Below are 15424 nucleotides of genomic sequence, written 5' to 3'. Positions count from 1 at the left end.
GCCCACCGGTCCGGTTGCATGCGTTTCAGCGCTCATTCCGGCGATTGAGAGCGCTGAAACGCATGGAACCGGGAATCTGCGCTGACCTTATGCGGCGCGCTGCCCGAGCCACGGGTCCAGCGCGTCAGCGCGCCCGAGCCAGGGGGCGAGCCCGTCGGCCCACTCCTCCTCGGTCAGCAGGCAGGTCTGGAAGGCCTGGCGCACACGCGCGGCATCAGCGGGGTCCACTCCGGTGATGACCAGGCGGGTGCGCGGCAGAGCCGTCACTGCGGGCACGGGCCCCGGGGTGGGCGCTGCCCCGTCGGCCCCTCCCCCGGCGTCCCGGCTGAGGCCGGCGCGCGCTTCGCTCTGCTCCGCATCCACACCGATGGCGAGCTGCCCGCCGGCACCCTCCCAGCGGCACACCGAATGCGGTCGGGTCGGCACCCAGAACTCGCCGCGAGCGCGCAGGCGCCCCGCACCGATCCATTCGATGTTCTCCACCAGGCGGTCCGGGTGGAAGGGCCGCTCGTCCTCCAGTTCGATCGTCCACGCATGCGCGGTGGACGGGTGCGCGTGAGGTCGCACGAGGCGGGAGTGGGCCGAGTCGCAGGAGTGACGATGGCCGAACACACCCTCGTCGTCCACGTCGTAGTGGCCGGTGAGGATCGCGTCGGCGGCGGCGAGCTGCGCCACCAGGTCATGGCCGACGGGGTCCTCCTCGTCCACCGCCACGATGTCCGCGTACTCCACCTGGGCGGCGAGCACCTCGCCGATGCTGCGTTCGTCCGCACCGGATGCAGTGAGGCCGCGCTCGGCCACGGTGTCGTCTCCGAGCAGGTCGTTCTGCACGGTGCGGGAGTCCACGGCGGTCACCACGCGAGCCAGGTGCGCGCCGGGGACGGATGCGGAGAGCAGGTGCGCGATGACGTGGGGGTCGGCCGTGACGGGGACGGCGAGGACGATCGCTTCCCAGCGCCCGGCGTCGACCAGGGAGCGGAGGGTGGGGATCGCTTCGGTGCTCATCGCGCAGGTGGAGCAGGGATGCTCGAGGTGGATCGCGGTGTCGTCGAGGATGCCGGTGGAGTCGGAGACGACGCGGCGCAGGGTGTGCCCGGTGAGGTCGTGACGGAGGGTCACGGTCCGACGGGCCCCGAGCATGAGTGAGGCTGCGAGGCCGTCGCGCAGGACGGGGTCCATCGAGGCGACGATGGCGATGGGCGTGGAGTGGGTCATGGCGTCCCCTCCTCCTTCTTGTTGATAACGGTTCTCATCCGCTATAGTGCTTCACCATGACCACCTACTGTCAAATCACCGGCAAGCGCCCCACATCCGGCAGGCGCGTCTCCCACTCGGGAAAGCGCACCGCCCGCACCTTCCGCCCGAACCTGCAGACGAAGACGTTCTACGTCCCGTCGCTCGGTCGGCGGGTCACGCTGACGGTCTCCGCCGTCGGCCTCAAGACCATCAACCGCCGCGGGATCGATTCCGTTGCCCGCGACCTCATCGCCCGAGGGGAGAAGATCTGACATGGCGAAGGCCAGCGACATCCGACCCATCATCCGCATGCAGTCCACCGCCGGCACCGGCTACACCTACGTCACCACGAAGAACCGGCGGAACACGCCGGACCGCCTCGTGCTGCGCAAGTACGACCCGATCGCCCGCCGCGTCGTCGAGTTCAAGGAGACCCGCTGATGGCGAAGACCTCGAAGATCGCCCGCAACCGCCAGCGCGAACAGGTCGTGGCGAAGTTCGCCGACCGCCGCGCCGAACTGAAGCGCACCATCAAGGATCCGGCCAGCTCACCCGAGCAGCGCGCCGCCGCCCAGGCCGAACTGCAGCGCCAGCCCCGTGACGCCTCCGCCACCCGCCTGCGCAATCGCGACCGCATCGACGGCCGCCCCCGCAGCGTGTACCGCAAGTTCGGTCTCTCGCGGGTGCGGCTGCGCGAACTCGCCCACCGCGGCGAACTGCCCGGGATCACGAAGTCGAGCTGGTGAGGGGCCGACGGGTTCCTCCGCACCCCGATCCGGCGCTGCACGCCCGCGCCGCCGCACTGCACAGCCGCGCACAGACAAGGAAGCACACATGAAGAAGGACATTCACCCCACCTACGAACCGGTGGTGTTCCGCGACAAGTCCGCGGACTTCGCCATCCTCACCCGATCCACGGCCGCCGGCCGCGCCACCGGCACCGTGACCTGGGAGGACGGCCGCGAGTATCCCGTGATCGACATGGAGATCTCGTCCGCCTCGCACCCCTTCTACACGGGCAGTGCACGGGTCGTGGACACGGCCGGTCGCGTGGAGAGGTTCAACCGCCGTTACGGCCGAAAGGCCGCCGGCGCAGAGAAGAAGGAGTCAGCAGCATGAAGGTCCGTGCTTCGATCCGGTCGCTCGCGAAGCAGCCGGGCGCGCAGGTTGTGCGCCGACGCGGCCGCACGTTCGTCATCAACAAGAAGAACCCGCGCATGAAGGGGCGCGCCGGCTGAGTCAGCTGATGCCAGCGGTGGCCACGAGTCATTCGAGGCCGCCGCGGACGTGCAGAAGTTGGAGTGAAACCGCCCCTCAGGTGGCCCGATGGCCGGATCTGGGGCGTTTCACTCCATCTTGTGCACAAGGGCGGCCCTGACCCGGCGGCCTGGCGCCCCACGAGACCGAGAACCGGCAACCTGGCGCCCCGCGGGACCGCGACCCGGCGGGCGCAGAGCGACTCTCGGCCGCACACCCCGTTGCATGCGCTTCAGCGCCCATTCCGCCTGGAATGAGCGCTGAATTGCGTTGAACCGCCGCGGGCGATGGCTGGGCGGGCTCGGAGCGACGCTGCAGCGACGAGGCAGCGAGCCCCGTAAGCGATCGCTTGGCGGGCAGCAGCGGTAGGTCAGCGGGTGCGAATGCTGGAGCCGCTGGTCCGCTTCGACGCCGCGAAGAACGGGGTGCGGGCGGTCGACCCGCCGCCCATCCACAGGCGGGCCGGCTTCTTCGGCTCCAGGCGACCGGCCTTGTCGTGGTGGCGGATCGTCACCGTGCCGCCCCACATGACGGTCTCCGGCACAACAGTCCAGCCGCGGGATGACCGGGCACCGGTCCCGGAAGCGGAGGTGACGGCCTGACCGGCGGCAGCGCCGGCGGCATCGGCCGCCCCGGCACCCTGCCCGGCATCAGCGACCTGCTGCCCATCGCCGGCGCCCTGCTCCGCGGCCCGCTCCGCCTCGGCGCGATCCATGAGATCCGCGAGATCCTGCTCGACAACCGCGAACGCCGTGGAGAAGGCCTGCGCCTCACGATGACGCCGGATCGCCTTCTCGTACAGGGCCACGAACACGGCACTGGCGCGCGGCCACGAATGCTCCTCGGCATCCGCACGACCCGCCGCACGGACGCGGTCCACCAGACGCGGATCGTCCAGCAGCTCAACGGCCTGCTCCAGGGAGCCGCCCGGCACAGCGGAGTCAGAGACATCGAAGAGGATGCCGTTCTCCCCGCTGGTGATCTGCTCCATAGTGGGGCCCGACCGCGCCGCAATCACCGGAAGCCCGCTCGCCTTCGCCTCGAGGATCACGAGGCCCAGCGTCTCCGTGACCGACGGGAACACGAACGCGTCAGCCGAGGCGAACGCGCGCGCCAGCTCCTCGCCGCGCATGAACCCTGCGAAGGTGGTGTTCGTGCCGGCGAACAGCTGCTCCAGTTCCCCGCGAACGGGGCCGTCTCCGACCACCGCGAGCGCGATGTCGTCACGGCGGCGCATCATCGGCTCCAGCAGGTGCAGGTCCTTCTCGGCGGCGAGGCGCCCGACGAACAGCAGCAGCCGTCGGCCCTGCACACCGCCGAGGCGCTCGCGCATCTCGTCATCGGCGCGGCTCGGGCGGTACAGCTCGGTGTCCACGCCCGACGGCACCACATCGACGCGGCGCACGCCCTGCGCCATCAGCTCCGAGCGCGCGGTGGCGCTGGTGGCGATGTTGACCTCGGCGTCACGGTGCATCTTCTCGGTCGCCCAGCCGACCAGGGGCGCGCCCCACGACCAGGCGGGGTAGCGCTCGAGGTACGCCGGGAGGTTCGTATGGTAGCTCGCCGCCAGCGGAATGCCGTACTTCTTCGCCGCCCACACGCCGACCTGGGCCAGCAGGATCGGCTGCACGGCGTGGATGACGTCCGGGCGGAAGTCCTGCACCACCTGATCGGCGACGATGCGCGCCTGCACGAGGGGCAGGGACCAGGGGCGGTGGCTGTAGAACGGCGTCTTCACGGCGCGCACGCCGTGGATGAGGACCCGTCGGCCGCCCGTTTCGTACACGCGGGCGCCGAGGTCAGGCGCGATGACCTGGACCTCGTGGCCCTCGGAGATGAGGTGGTCGATGAGTCGCTTCAGACGGGTGACGACCCCGTCGATGGAGGGAATGAACGTCTCGGTGACGATCAGTACCTTCATTTCCACGTCACTTTCGGCAGGACGAGATCCCGCTTGACCCTGTCGCTGTAGCGCTGTGCGGTGCGCAGGGCGTCGGCGATGACCTCGTCGGTGAGCAGGTGCGGTTCGAGGCCCAGGTCGATGAGCCGGGTGTTGACGGCGTTGTAGTAGTGGTCGTACTTCTCGATGCGCGGGTTCTCGATGTTCTCCACGCTGGGGTCCAGATCCATGGTGCGCGCCACCGCGGCGACGCGGTCGGCGAGCTCCTGCACCGAGAACTGCTCGGTGAACTGGTTGAACACGCGGAACTCGCCGCGGTCCGCCGGGTTGTTGCAGGCGATCTCGATGCAGCGCACCGTGTCCTCGATGTTGAGGTAGCCGCGGGTCTGGGAGCCCTGGCCGTACACAGTGATGTCATGGCCGATGGCCGCCTGAATGATGAAGCGGTTCAGGGCGGTGCCGAAGACCGCGTCATAGTCGAAGCGATTGGCGAGGCGGTCGTCCAGGCGGGTCTGCTCGGTGTCCAGGCCGTACACGATGCCCTGGTTGAGGTCCGTGGCGCGGATGCCCCAGATGCGGCACGCGAACATGATGTTGTCGCTGTCGTGGACCTTGGACAGGTGGTAGAAGCTGCCGGGCTGCTTCGGGAAGGGCAGGCGGTCGGTCCGACCCTTGTGCTCGATCTCGATCCAGCCCTCTTCGATGTCGATGTTCGGCTGGCCGTACTCGCCCATGGTGCCGAGCTTGACGAGGTGGGCGTCCGGAGCGAACTCCTTCATCGCGTAGAGGACGTTGAGGGTGCCCTCCACATTGTTGCGCTGGGAGTAGATCGCGTGCTCGCGGTCGATCATGGAGTAGGGCGCGGAGCGCTGCTCAGCGAAGTGGACGAAGGCATCCAGCTGCTGGCCGTCCGTGGCCTCCCGGAACACTCCGGTGAGGAAGTCCCAGTCGTTGAGGTCGCCGATCCGGGTCTCGATCGTGCGTCCGGTCAGCTCCTTCCACGCCTCAACGCGCTCCTCCAGGGATGCGATCGGGGTGACGGAGTTGGAGCCGAGCTCCTCGTCGATCCTCTCCCGCACGAGCGAGTCCACGATGGTGACCCGGTGGCCCTGAGCTGACAGATGAAGGGCTGTCGGCCAACCGCAGAATCCGGCGCCGCCAGCAACAACGATATTCAGATTACTCACGCCGGTCACGTTACCGAGGCAAGGTCAATGCCCGGTGAACGAGCATCGACGAGCATCCAACAGGAATGCCCCGTGGATCACATTCGGCGCCGTGACAGCATCTTCACTCCACCCGCACACATCGCGACCAGTTCCTCCGCGCGCGTCGCGATAGGATCGAAGGGTCCACACCGTGCGGAGGTAACGTGAGCTTTCTCGACAGAATCGAACGCGGGCTCGACCGAGGCGTCGCCAGCGTCTTCAACCGCGGCAGCGGATCGATCAAGCCGCTCGACCTGGCCCAGGGTCTGAAGCGTGAGTGCGATGACCAGATCCACGTGCTGGACCGGGCCCGCACCCTCGCCCCCAACACGTACTTCCTGTACCTGCACTCCTCGAACTACGACCAGTTCGAGTCCTGGAAGGACGCCCTCCAGGACCAGCTGCAGGACATCCTCGTGGACCACGCGGACAAGCAGCGCTACCTCTTCGTCGGCAACGTCAGCGTCACCATCGAACGCGATGACGAGGTGCGCGCCGGTCGCTTCGAGACCGAGTCCCGCACCGAACGCTCCTCCCTCGCACCCGCCACCGGGGACGCCCAGCAGTTCCAGCCGATCCTGGAGATCGACGGCCAGCAGTACCTCCTCACCGGCCCCGTCACCGTGCTCGGCCGCGGCGGCGACAGCGACATCATCCTGGACGACACCGGAGTCTCCCGTCACCACCTCGAGCTGCGCGTGGACCGCGGCACGATGACCGCGACGGACCTCGGCTCCACCAACGGCACCTACGTGAACGGCGAGCGGGTCACCACGCCCACTCCCCTGCCCGACGGGGCCACCATCCGCATCGGGCGCACCCGCCTCAGCGTGATCCTGCCGCAGAGCACAACGGAGTGGTGACGACTTGAGCGAACTGACGATCGTCGTCCTGCGCCTGGCGTTCATCATCGCCCTGTGGGTGTTCGTGGTGGCCGCCCTGATCATCCTGCGCAACGACCTGTTCGGCACCACGGTGATCTCGCGCGGCAGCGGGAAGGACAAGCGCCGTGAGCAGCGGACCGTGACGAGTCCCGAAGAGCTGGCGAAGATGCGCACCGATCCGGAGGCCGTGGCGACCTCGCTGGTGGTGACCGCGGGGCCGCTGAAGGGCACCACGATCCGCCTGGGTGCGTCCCCGGTGCTGATCGGCCGCGCGCCCGAATGCACGCTCGTGCTCAATGATGACTACGCCTCGAACCGCCATGCCCGGATCTTCCCCGACGGGGACGACTGGTTCGTGGAGGACCTCGGCTCCACCAACGGCACCATGCTCTCCGATCAGCAGATCACGCAGGCGGTGCCGTTCAAATCGGGTGCGCAGGTGCGCATCGGCCGCACTGTCATCGAACTCCGACGGGGGCCCCGATGACAGTCGCCCTCCACTACGCGGCCAGGACCGATGTCGGTCTGGTGCGCTCGAACAATCAGGACTCCGGCTATGCGGGGCCCCACCTGCTGGTGGTGGCCGACGGCATGGGCGGACACGCCGGCGGTGACGTCGCTTCGTCCCTCGCGATCGCCCGCCTCATTCAGCTGGAGGCCGATGCCCCCGCGACCGACATCGTGGCCGGGCTCGAAACCGCGATCCTGGAAGCGGACCGCTCCATCGTGCGCCGCGCCCGTGAAGAGCCGCTGCTCAGCGGCATGGGCACCACCGTCACTGCTCTGCTGCGCGCCGAGGGCAAGTTCGCGCTCGCCCACATCGGCGATTCCCGCGCCTACGTGGTGCGCGACGGCGAAACGCACCAGGTCACGAAGGACCACACCTTCGTGCAGCGCCTCATCGACGAAGGCCGTCTCACCCCCGAGGAGGCGGAGCGCCACCCGCAGCGCTCCATCATCATGCGGGTCCTCGGCGATCTGGACACCGACCCGGAGCTCGACCTCTCCCTGCGCCCCGCGAACGTGGGCGACCGCTGGCTCCTGTGCTCCGACGGCCTCTCCGGTGTGGTCAGCCACGACACGATCGACGCGAGTCTGCGCGAGATCGACGACGTCGAGGAGTGCGCCGATCACCTCATCGAGCTGGCCCTGCGCGCCGGCGGCCCCGACAACATCACCGCGATCGTCGCCGACGTGGTCGACCTCGACCAGATCCGCCGCACCGAGGATCTGCCGTCGACGAAGACGCAGGTCGTCGGCGCCGCCGCGACCGACCGCAACCGTCCCACCCAGGCCACCGGGCCCGCTGCCCGCGCCGCCGCCCTCACCCGCGAATCCGCGCCCTATGAGGATGAGGACTTCGAGGCCGAGGAGCCGCCCCGCCGCGGTCCCTGGCCCGCCATCGCCGCCGCGGCGCTGCTCGCGATTCTGCTGACCGGTGCCGCCTGGTTCGGCTACTCCTGGACGCAGGACCAGTACTACGTGGGCACCGACGGCACCACCGTGCAGATCTACCGCGGCGTCCCGCAGGACCTGGGCCCGATCAGTCTCAGCAGCGTGGAGACCGACACCGGCATCCCCGTGAAGGACCTGCGCCCCATCACGCAGACCCAGGTGAAGTCCACCATCGTGGCGAACGACCTGAAGGACGCGGAGCGGATCGTCGCCGAACTGAAGACCGAGGCCACTCCGCCGGAGCCGTCGCCGAGCCCGACCCCGTCGGCCTCCCCGACCCCATCCACGAGCGCGACCCCGTCGGCTTCCCCCTCCGCGCCCGCCAGCCCGAGCGAGTCCTCGCCGGCTGCGGGCCCCGCCGCCGACGCCCCGACCGCTGAGGGCCGGATCTGATGGCAACAGTCGTCACCTACCAGGCCCGTACGCGCCGTCTGCTGCTGGCGGCGCTGACCGTCGCCGCCCTCGTGCTCGGCGCGGGAGCGCTGCTGATGGTCGACTTCGGCCGACGGGACGGGATCCAGCCCGAGACGCTCTGGGAGATCGGCATCGTCAGCGCCGTCGCCCTGGTGCTCGCCGGCGTCGTCGCTGTCCGCGCCCCGTTCGCGGACCCGCTGATCCTGCCCGTCACCGTCCTGCTGAACATGGTGGGCCTCGCCGAGATCCGCAGCGTGGACCTCGTGTACGAGGAGTTCACCCGCTGGGGCCACGGCTTCTCCTCCCGCCAAGTGATGTGGACGGGGATCGCGATGGCGCTGGCGCTGCTCGTGTTCTTCATCGTGCGGGACCACCGCACCATGCGGCGGTACACGTGGATCACCGGCGCTGTGGGCCTCGCTTTCCTGCTGCTGCCGCTGATGCCGATCATCGGCTCCGCCAGCTACGGCGCCCGCATCTGGATCCGCATCGGCTCCTACTCGTTCCAGCCCGCCGAGATCGCCAAGATCATGTTCGCGATCTTCTTCGCCGGGTTCCTCGTGTCCCGCCGCGACACCCTCGCCCTCGCGGGGCCGCGCATCCTCGGCGTCACCCTGCCCCGCTGGGCGGACTTCGGCCCGATCCTCGGCGCCTGGCTGTGCGCCACCGCGGTGCTCGTGTTCCAGAACGACCTCGGCACCTCGCTGCTGTTCTTCGGCCTGTTCGTGGTGATGCTGTACACCGCCACGGACCGCCTGTCGTGGCTGATCATCGGCGCCGCCATGTTCACCCCGCCGGCGCTGCTGTCCGTGACGAAGCTGTCGCATGTGCAGCGCCGCCTCGAATGCTGGCTCGACCCGATGTCGTCTGCGAACTTCGCGAACTGCGGCCAGATCAACAACGGCATCTACGGCCTCGCCAACGGCGGCCTGATCGGCACCGGCCTCGGGCAGGGCCGCCAGGACCTCGTCCCCTTCGCCCAGTCCGACTACATCTTCGCCTCCCTCGGTGAGGAGCTCGGCCTGATCGGAGTGTTCGCGCTGCTGATGCTGTACGGCATCCTCGTGCAGCGCGGCCTGCGCGCCGCTATCGGCATGCCCGACGGGTTCGGCAAGCTCCTCGCCGCCGGCCTCGCCTTCTCCATCGGCCTGCAGATCTTCATCGTGGTGGGCGGAGTGACCCGCGTGGTGCCGCTGACCGGCCTCACGCTCCCGTTCATGGCGGCCGGTGGTTCGTCCCTGGTGGCGAACTGGATCATCATCGCGCTGCTGATCAAACTGTCCGACGCCGCCCGCCGACCAGCGGCGCGCACCCTGGACAAGGCGTCCGCGAAGAAGGTTGAGGAGGCGACCGCCGCATGAACAAGCCCCTGCGCCACGTGTCGCTCGTGCTGGCGGTGCTGTTCCTCCTGCTGTTCGGCTCCTCCACGTACTTCCAGGCGATCCGCACCCACGAGCTGAGCGCCGACTCCCGCAACGCCCGCGCCATCTACAACGAGTACGGCCGCGCCCGCGGCCCCATCGTGGTGGACGGCGAAGCGGTCGCCACCTCCACCCAGGTGAACGACAACTACGGCTACCAGCGGTCCTACGACCCGGCCCGCACCTACTCCTCCGTCACCGGATACTACTCGGTCGTGTACGGCTTCAGCGGCATCGAGGCCGCGATGCAGAAGGAGCTCAGCGGTGACGCCGACGCGCTCTTCTACCAGCGCGTGCGGGACCTGATCTCCGGTCGGCCTGCCCGCGGCGCCACCGTGGAGCTGACGATCGACCCGGCGATGCAGAAGGCGGCCGTGGATTCGCTGGACGGGCGCAAGGGCGCCGTGGTGGCCCTCGACCCGGAGACCGGTGCGGTGCTCGCCCTCGTCTCCTCCCCCACGTTCAACCCGAACGACCTCGCCGGGCATGACACCACGAAGGTCGCGGAGAACTGGAAGCGCCTGCAGGAGGACCCGGATCGTCCGCTGCGCAACCGCGCCATCTCCGGCAACCTGTATCCCGCAGGCTCCACGTTCAAACTGCTGGTCGCGGCCTCAGCGCTGCAGGACGGCGGGTACACGAAGGACTCCGTGGTGCCCGGTCCCGGTTCCTACCGGCTGCCGAACTCGAACTCCACCATGACGAACTTCTCCGGCGGTGACCGCACCGCCTGCGGACCGAACAACGAGTCCTCCCTCCAGGCCGCCATGCAGCAGTCCTGCAACACGTCGTTCGCGATGCTGGGTGTGAAGCTCGGCGAGGACAAGCTCGCCGCCACCCTGAAGGACTACGGCTTCGGGCAGGAGCAGTACATTCCGATGAAGGTCGCGCCGTCGCACATCGCCACTGACATGGACGATGCGCAGCTGGCGATGACGTCCATCGGCCAGTACGAGACCCGTGTGACCCCGATGCAGATGGCGATGGTCGCAGCGTCGTTCGCGAACGACGGCGTCGTGATGGAGCCGCAGGTCGTCAAGGGTGTGCGCACCTCGTCGCTGACCCAGGTGTCCACGATGACCCCGAAGCGCATGTCGCAGCCGCTGTCGGCGTCTAACGCCGCCCAGATGCGCGAGATGATGCAGGCGACCGTCGAGGACGGCACCGGCGGCGCGGCCCGGATCGACGGCCTCGAGGTGGGCGGCAAGACCGGCACCGCCGAGTGGGAGCGCGGGAAGAAGGCGCACTCCTGGTTCGTCGGCTACGCATCCGATGGGGAGAAGAAGGTGGCCATCGCGGTCATCGTCGAAGAGGGCGGATACGGCAGCCGCGTGGCTGCCCCCATTGCACGTGACGTCATGAAGGCGAGGTACGAGAGGTGAAGACCAAGAAGGGGCTTGTCCTCGAAGGACGCTACGAGCTCACCCGCCTCATCGCCACCGGCGGCATGGGCCAGGTGTGGGAAGGCCTGGACAAGGACCTGGACCGCACCGTGGCCGTGAAGGTGCTGCGCGAGGAGTTCGCCGGCGAAGAGGGCTACCTGAAGCGGTTCCGGGCGGAGGCCCGCCACACCGCCGCGCTCGCGCACGACTCGATCGCCGCACTGTACGACTACGGCGAGCTCGACGGCCGCGCCTACATCGTGATGGAGCTGGCGCCCGGGCGCCCGCTGTCGGACATCATCGAGGAGAACCCGAACGGCATCGATGAGGCCCGCGTGACCACCGTGATCCGCGAGCTCGCCCGAGCCCTGGACGCCGCGCACGTGAAGGGCGTGGTGCACCGTGACGTGAAGCCGGAGAACATCCTGGTGGATGAGGCGAACGGCTGGGCTATCAAGGTGACGGACTTCGGCATCGCCCGCTCCAATGAGCAGGCGCGGCTGACGAAGACCGGCCTGGTGATGGGAACGGCCCAGTACCTTGCGCCGGAGCAGGCGATGGGCAAGCAGGCGACCAGCCTCTCGGACGTGTACGCCCTCGGTATCGTCACCTACGAGATGCTGACCGGTGAGCGGCCGTTCACCGGCACCAGCCAGGTGGAGATCGCGATGGCGCAGGTGAAGCAGCCACCGCCGGAGCTGCCCTCCACGATCAGTGAGGACATGCGCACTCTGGTGATGATGATGCTGGCAAAGGCACCGGCGAACCGCCCGCGGTCGGCGTCGGCCGTGGCGCGGATCCTCGACGAGCTCGAACGCGGTGAGCAGCCGCGGTTCGCCGCCGGGCCGGTGGCGACGGGCCCGCAGAAGACGGGTGAGCGCAAGCAGAAGGACGACAGCCCGATCTCTCCGACGGGCACGCGCACCGCCGCGATGCCGCTGCTGGGCAAGCCCCGGTCGGTGTCGGTGCGGTCGGCTGCGGCGCCGAGCGCGTCGGGCGCGGCGTCGTCGAATTCGGCGCTGAGTGCGAACCCGGCACCGGATCATTCGGCGCGGCGGCCCGACGGGGTCCGCACCGTGCGGGAGGCGCAGCGGTCGCAGAAGTCGTCCTCCCTGGTGCTGCCGCTGATCGTGGTGCTGACCGTGATCATCATCGGTGTGGCGCTGGCAATCCTTGTTTCGCAGGGAGGCATGTCGTTGGGCTGGGAGCACGTAGGATTGACGGACGGATCGGTGCTGGCCGGCGAAGGAATAAGGACGGGTGAACGGTGACTGAGTCGACGATGCTCCTCAACGGCCGCTACGAGATCGGCCGCCTCCTGGGGCGCGGCGGCATGGCTGAAGTGCTGCTCGCCACCGACACGCGCCTGCACCGCACCGTTGCCGTCAAGGTCCTCCGCAGCGAGTTCGCGCAGGACGAGCACTTCCAGGAGCGGTTCCGCCGTGAAGCGCAGAGCGCTGCGAGCCTGAACCATCCCGCGATCGTCGCCGTGTACGACACCGGCGAGGATGTGAAGACCGAGCCCAACGGCACCGAGGTGACCATCCCGTACATCGTGATGGAGTACGTGGAGGGTGAGACCCTGCGCTCCAGCGTGAACGAGGAGCACCCGATGGACGTACATCAGGCGTCCGAGATCATGGCCGGGGTGCTGTCGGCGCTGGAGTATTCGCACCGCCACGGCATCGTGCACCGCGACATCAAGCCCGGCAACATCATGATCGACAAGGCCGGTGCGGTGAAGGTGATGGACTTCGGCATCGCCCGTGCTGTCGCTGAAGCGACGAACAACATGACGCAGACGTCCGCCGTGATGGGGACGGCGCAGTACCTGTCGCCGGAGCAGGCGCGCGGCCAGCAGGTCGATGCCCGCTCGGACGTGTACTCCGCTGCCGTGGTCCTGTACGAGCTGCTGTGCGGTCGCCCGCCGTTCCAGGGCGATTCGCCGGTGTCGATCGCGTACCAGCATGTACGTGAGCTGCCGGAGCGTCCCTCCACGTTCAACCCGAGCATTTCGCCGGCGATGGACGCCGTGATCCTGAAGGGCCTGGCGAAGGACCGCGATGAGCGCTATCAGAGCGCACTCGCGTTCTCCCGCGACATCGCGGCCGTGGCCGCGGGCCGGCAGCCGTCGGCTGAGCTGCCCGCCGCCTACGCCGGTGGTGGCGCTCCCGTGGACGCGCCCACGCAGGCGCTCGCGCCCGCTGATCAGCCGACGGAGCGTCTGTCGGCCACCCAGCTGATTCCGACGACCGGGCCGGGTGCCGCGGTCGCCGCCGGTTCCACTGCCGCGGCCGGGGTCGCCGGGGCGGGCGCTGCGCACGCGCACTCGAGCGCCGCTGAGCCGGCCACGGCCGACGGGGCGGCTGTTGAGGAGCGCCGTCGGGACCGGACCCCGGTTCTGCTGTGGGCGCTGATCGGTCTGGCCGTGCTGGCTGTTGCGGGGCTCGCCCTGTGGTGGCAGCTCGGCAAGTCCGGCGATCCTGCCGTTGAACAGGTGCAGGTGCCGGCGATCATCGGCGTGTCCGAGGCGGAGGCCCGGACGGAGCTGCAGGCGGCCGGCCTGAACCCGAAGTTCGACCACAAGCCGTCGAACGATGTGCCCGATGGCCAGGTGTCCGAGGTGTCGCCCGATGTGGGCACGCAGGTGGATCGTGGGTCCACGGTGAGCGTGACTGTCAGTTCGGGCCCGTCGGAGACGAAGGTGCCGGACCTGTCCGGGAAGTCGAAGAGCGAAGCGGAACAGCTGCTGAAGGACGCCGGGCTGACGATGAAGGTCGCCGGCACCGAGGACGTCAAGGACGCGAAGAAGGACACGGTGACCCGGTCCGATCCGGCCGCGGGTGACTCCGTGGAGACGGGCGGCACCGTGCAGGTGTGGCTGGCGTCCGGTCAGGCTGAGGTGCCGAGCGTCGTGGGCCTGTCCCGCGACCAGGCGGAGTCGGCGCTGTCCGATGCAGGGTTCACTGTGGACGTGTCCGAGAAGGAGGATCCGGAGCAGACGCCGGGCACGGTCCTGGAGCAGTCGCCGGAAGCCGGCGAGATGCTGGACTCCGGGTCCACGGTGCGCATCGTGGTGGCGAAGGAGCAGGGCCCGAAGGCGCTGCCGAACGTCACGGGCGCGACCCTGGATGAGGCGCGCAAGAAGCTCTCGGACGCCGGGTTCGGTGTCGAGGTGAAGCAGGAGGCGAGCGATTCGGTGCCGAAGGGCAGGGTGATCCGCACCGAGCCGAAGGCGAACGAGAAGGTGGAGCCGAACTCGACGGTCACGATCATCGTCTCCAGCGGCCCGGAGGAGAAGCCAACGCCGACTCCGACCCCGTCGCCGACTCCGGAGCCGTCGCCGAGCCCGACCGAGACGTCTCCGAAGCCGACGGATTCTCCGAGCCCCACGCAGACCACTGACAACGGCGCATCTGGGAAGAAGGGCAATGGACAGGGCAATGGCAACGGCAAGGGCGGTCCGCCGTCGGACAAGCCCGGGCTCGGCCAGGGCAACGGCAACGGCTGATGCGGACGGACGATCCCCGATCTGCTGACGGTGCCGCCGGCCCAGAAGCGGCTGCCGAGCCGCGCGGCGTCGCCGGCCCGGACTCTTCCGCTGACCCCGCCGGCCCGCGCATCCTCGTGGTCGACAACTACGACTCATTCGTGTTCACGATCGTCGGCTACCTGGAGCAGATGGGCGCCGACTGCACCGTTCGCCGCCATGACCACGCGGATCTGGACCCCACCGAGTTCGACGGTGTCCTCATCTCCCCGGGCCCCGGGAACCCGGACACGGCTGGCCGCTCCCTCGAGGTGATCGAGGCCTGTGCCCGCACCGGTACCCCGATGCTGGGGGTGTGCCTGGGCCTGCAGGCGCTGGCGCAGCTGTTCGGAGCGACCGTCGCGCATGCGCCGAATCTGATGCACGGCCGCACCTGCGCGATCACGCACGAGGAACGGAGCGTGTTCGAAGGGCTCGCGTCACCGCTGACTGCGACCCGGTATCACTCGCTCGCGGTTGTGCCGGAGACGCTGCCGGTCTGCCTGGAGGTGACGGCGTCCGCGGAAGACGGCTCCATTCAGGGCATTGCGCACCGGGAGCTGCCGCTACATGCGGTGCAGTTCCACCCGGAGTCGGTGCTGACGGAGGGCGGCCACCATATGCTGGCCGTGTTCCTGCAGCTCGCCGAGGGCGCCCCCACTGCTGACGCTGCGCGGCGCGCGGAGGGTCTGCGGCCGCTCATCGGCTGAACCCGCCGGCGCCGCGGCCTCAGGCGCG

At 69.1% G+C, this 15424-nt stretch carries 16 protein-coding genes; 13 read left to right on the top strand and 3 right to left on the bottom strand.

Translation table 11 applies throughout. The features are described from left to right. Window positions 1-87: 87 nt before the first annotated feature. The gene (locus tag FHX50_RS07130) at window positions 88-1215 is read right to left on the bottom strand and encodes a GTP-binding protein (protein ID WP_183376077.1); all 1128 of its coding nucleotides are present in this window, start codon (window positions 1213-1215) and stop codon (window positions 88-90) included. 56 nt (window positions 1216-1271) lie between these two features. On the opposite strand from FHX50_RS07130, the gene rpmB reads away from it, so the two are divergent. From rpmB to FHX50_RS07105, 5 genes are all read left to right on the top strand, one after another. Continuing rightward, window positions 1272-1508 carry a 50S ribosomal protein L28 gene (gene rpmB, locus FHX50_RS07125; protein WP_183376074.1) on the top strand — a complete coding sequence of 79 codons (237 nt, stop codon included), beginning with the start codon at window positions 1272-1274 and terminating at the stop codon, window positions 1506-1508. A gap of 1 nt (window position 1509) precedes the next feature. After that, entirely contained in the window at window positions 1510-1677 is a 168-nt protein-coding gene (gene rpmG / locus FHX50_RS07120) for a 50S ribosomal protein L33 (RefSeq protein WP_183376072.1), read from the top strand. After that, window positions 1677-1982 carry a 30S ribosomal protein S14 gene (gene rpsN, locus FHX50_RS07115; RefSeq protein WP_183376069.1) on the top strand — a complete coding sequence of 102 codons (306 nt, stop codon included), beginning with the start codon at window positions 1677-1679 and terminating at the stop codon, window positions 1980-1982. Before rpmG ends, rpsN begins: the two co-directional genes overlap by 1 nt. A gap of 88 nt (window positions 1983-2070) precedes the next feature. After that, window positions 2071-2355, top strand: coding sequence for a type B 50S ribosomal protein L31 (locus FHX50_RS07110; RefSeq protein WP_183376054.1), 285 nt, complete (start codon window positions 2071-2073; stop codon window positions 2353-2355). Beyond that, on the top strand, window positions 2352-2474 hold the full coding sequence (locus FHX50_RS07105; RefSeq protein WP_183376051.1) for a ribosomal protein bL36: 123 nt from the start codon (window positions 2352-2354) through the stop codon (window positions 2472-2474). Before FHX50_RS07110 ends, FHX50_RS07105 begins: the two co-directional genes overlap by 4 nt. A 389-nt stretch (window positions 2475-2863) precedes the next feature. Here FHX50_RS07105 and FHX50_RS07100 read toward each other — a convergent pair whose 3' ends face one another. After that, entirely contained in the window at window positions 2864-4414 is a 1551-nt protein-coding gene (locus FHX50_RS07100) for a glycosyltransferase family 4 protein (protein ID WP_183376048.1), read from the bottom strand. Then, window positions 4411-5580: an NAD-dependent epimerase/dehydratase family protein gene (locus tag FHX50_RS07095; RefSeq protein ID WP_259922549.1), complete on the bottom strand. Its 1170-nt coding sequence runs from the start codon at window positions 5578-5580 to the stop codon at window positions 4411-4413. The genes FHX50_RS07100 and FHX50_RS07095 overlap by 4 nt, the downstream gene beginning before the upstream one ends. Window positions 5581-5765: 185 nt before the next feature. Between FHX50_RS07095 and FHX50_RS12360 the strand changes: the two genes are divergently transcribed. From FHX50_RS12360 to FHX50_RS07055, 8 genes are read left to right on the top strand one after another with little or no spacing between them, the layout of a single operon-like run. Then, the gene (locus tag FHX50_RS12360; RefSeq protein ID WP_183376045.1) at window positions 5766-6464 is read left to right on the top strand and encodes an FHA domain-containing protein; all 699 of its coding nucleotides are present in this window, start codon (window positions 5766-5768) and stop codon (window positions 6462-6464) included. Window positions 6465-6468: 4 nt separating this feature from the next. Further along, complete coding sequence (locus FHX50_RS07085; protein WP_183376043.1) at window positions 6469-6972, top strand: FHA domain-containing protein FhaB/FipA; 504 nt, start codon at window positions 6469-6471, stop codon at window positions 6970-6972. Then, entirely contained in the window at window positions 6969-8333 is a 1365-nt protein-coding gene (locus FHX50_RS07080; RefSeq protein WP_183376041.1) for a Stp1/IreP family PP2C-type Ser/Thr phosphatase, read from the top strand. The genes FHX50_RS07085 and FHX50_RS07080 overlap by 4 nt, the downstream gene beginning before the upstream one ends. After that, a complete protein-coding gene (locus FHX50_RS07075) occupies window positions 8333-9715 on the top strand; it encodes an FtsW/RodA/SpoVE family cell cycle protein (RefSeq protein ID WP_183376038.1) in 1383 nt (460 codons plus the stop codon). Before FHX50_RS07080 ends, FHX50_RS07075 begins: the two co-directional genes overlap by 1 nt. After that, window positions 9712-11157 (top strand): peptidoglycan D,D-transpeptidase FtsI family protein, encoded by a 1446-nt coding sequence (locus FHX50_RS07070; RefSeq protein WP_183376036.1) that lies wholly within the window; start codon window positions 9712-9714, stop codon window positions 11155-11157. Before FHX50_RS07075 ends, FHX50_RS07070 begins: the two co-directional genes overlap by 4 nt. Further along, entirely contained in the window at window positions 11154-12428 is a 1275-nt protein-coding gene (locus tag FHX50_RS07065; protein ID WP_183376033.1) for a protein kinase domain-containing protein, read from the top strand. The genes FHX50_RS07070 and FHX50_RS07065 overlap by 4 nt, the downstream gene beginning before the upstream one ends. After that, on the top strand, window positions 12425-14668 hold the full coding sequence (gene pknB, locus FHX50_RS07060) for a Stk1 family PASTA domain-containing Ser/Thr kinase (protein WP_343064058.1): 2244 nt from the start codon (window positions 12425-12427) through the stop codon (window positions 14666-14668). Before FHX50_RS07065 ends, pknB begins: the two co-directional genes overlap by 4 nt. Continuing rightward, on the top strand, window positions 14668-15396 hold the full coding sequence (locus FHX50_RS07055) for an anthranilate synthase component II (RefSeq protein WP_183376031.1): 729 nt from the start codon (window positions 14668-14670) through the stop codon (window positions 15394-15396). Before pknB ends, FHX50_RS07055 begins: the two co-directional genes overlap by 1 nt. Window positions 15397-15424: the final 28 nt, after the last annotated feature.

The organism is Helcobacillus massiliensis (assembly GCF_014191425.1).
GTDB lineage: Bacteria > Actinomycetota > Actinomycetes > Actinomycetales > Dermabacteraceae > Helcobacillus > Helcobacillus massiliensis.
The sequence above is the reverse complement of the archived record's forward strand: the minus strand, read 5'-3'. Positions and strand labels throughout refer to the sequence as shown.

What these genes read in the sequence shown, in the direction of transcription:
- FHX50_RS07110 (WP_183376054.1), top strand. Translation starts at nt 2,071, where the DNA reads ATGAAGAAGGACATTCACCCCACCTACGAACCGGTGGTGTTCCGCGAC.
- rpmG (WP_183376072.1), top strand. Translation starts at nt 1,510, where the DNA reads ATGGCGAAGGCCAGCGACATCCGACCCATCATCCGCATGCAGTCCACC.
- rpsN (WP_183376069.1), top strand. Translation starts at nt 1,677, where the DNA reads ATGGCGAAGACCTCGAAGATCGCCCGCAACCGCCAGCGCGAACAGGTC.
- FHX50_RS07055 (WP_183376031.1), top strand. Translation starts at nt 14,668, where the DNA reads ATGCGGACGGACGATCCCCGATCTGCTGACGGTGCCGCCGGCCCAGAA.
- FHX50_RS07130 (WP_183376077.1), bottom strand. Translation starts at nt 1,215, where the DNA reads ATGACCCACTCCACGCCCATCGCCATCGTCGCCTCGATGGACCCCGTC.
- FHX50_RS07105 (WP_183376051.1), top strand. Translation starts at nt 2,352, where the DNA reads ATGAAGGTCCGTGCTTCGATCCGGTCGCTCGCGAAGCAGCCGGGCGCG.
- FHX50_RS07080 (WP_183376041.1), top strand. Translation starts at nt 6,969, where the DNA reads ATGACAGTCGCCCTCCACTACGCGGCCAGGACCGATGTCGGTCTGGTG.
- rpmB (WP_183376074.1), top strand. Translation starts at nt 1,272, where the DNA reads ATGACCACCTACTGTCAAATCACCGGCAAGCGCCCCACATCCGGCAGG.
- FHX50_RS07100 (WP_183376048.1), bottom strand. Translation starts at nt 4,414, where the DNA reads ATGAAGGTACTGATCGTCACCGAGACGTTCATTCCCTCCATCGACGGG.
- FHX50_RS07070 (WP_183376036.1), top strand. Translation starts at nt 9,712, where the DNA reads ATGAACAAGCCCCTGCGCCACGTGTCGCTCGTGCTGGCGGTGCTGTTC.
- FHX50_RS07075 (WP_183376038.1), top strand. Translation starts at nt 8,333, where the DNA reads ATGGCAACAGTCGTCACCTACCAGGCCCGTACGCGCCGTCTGCTGCTG.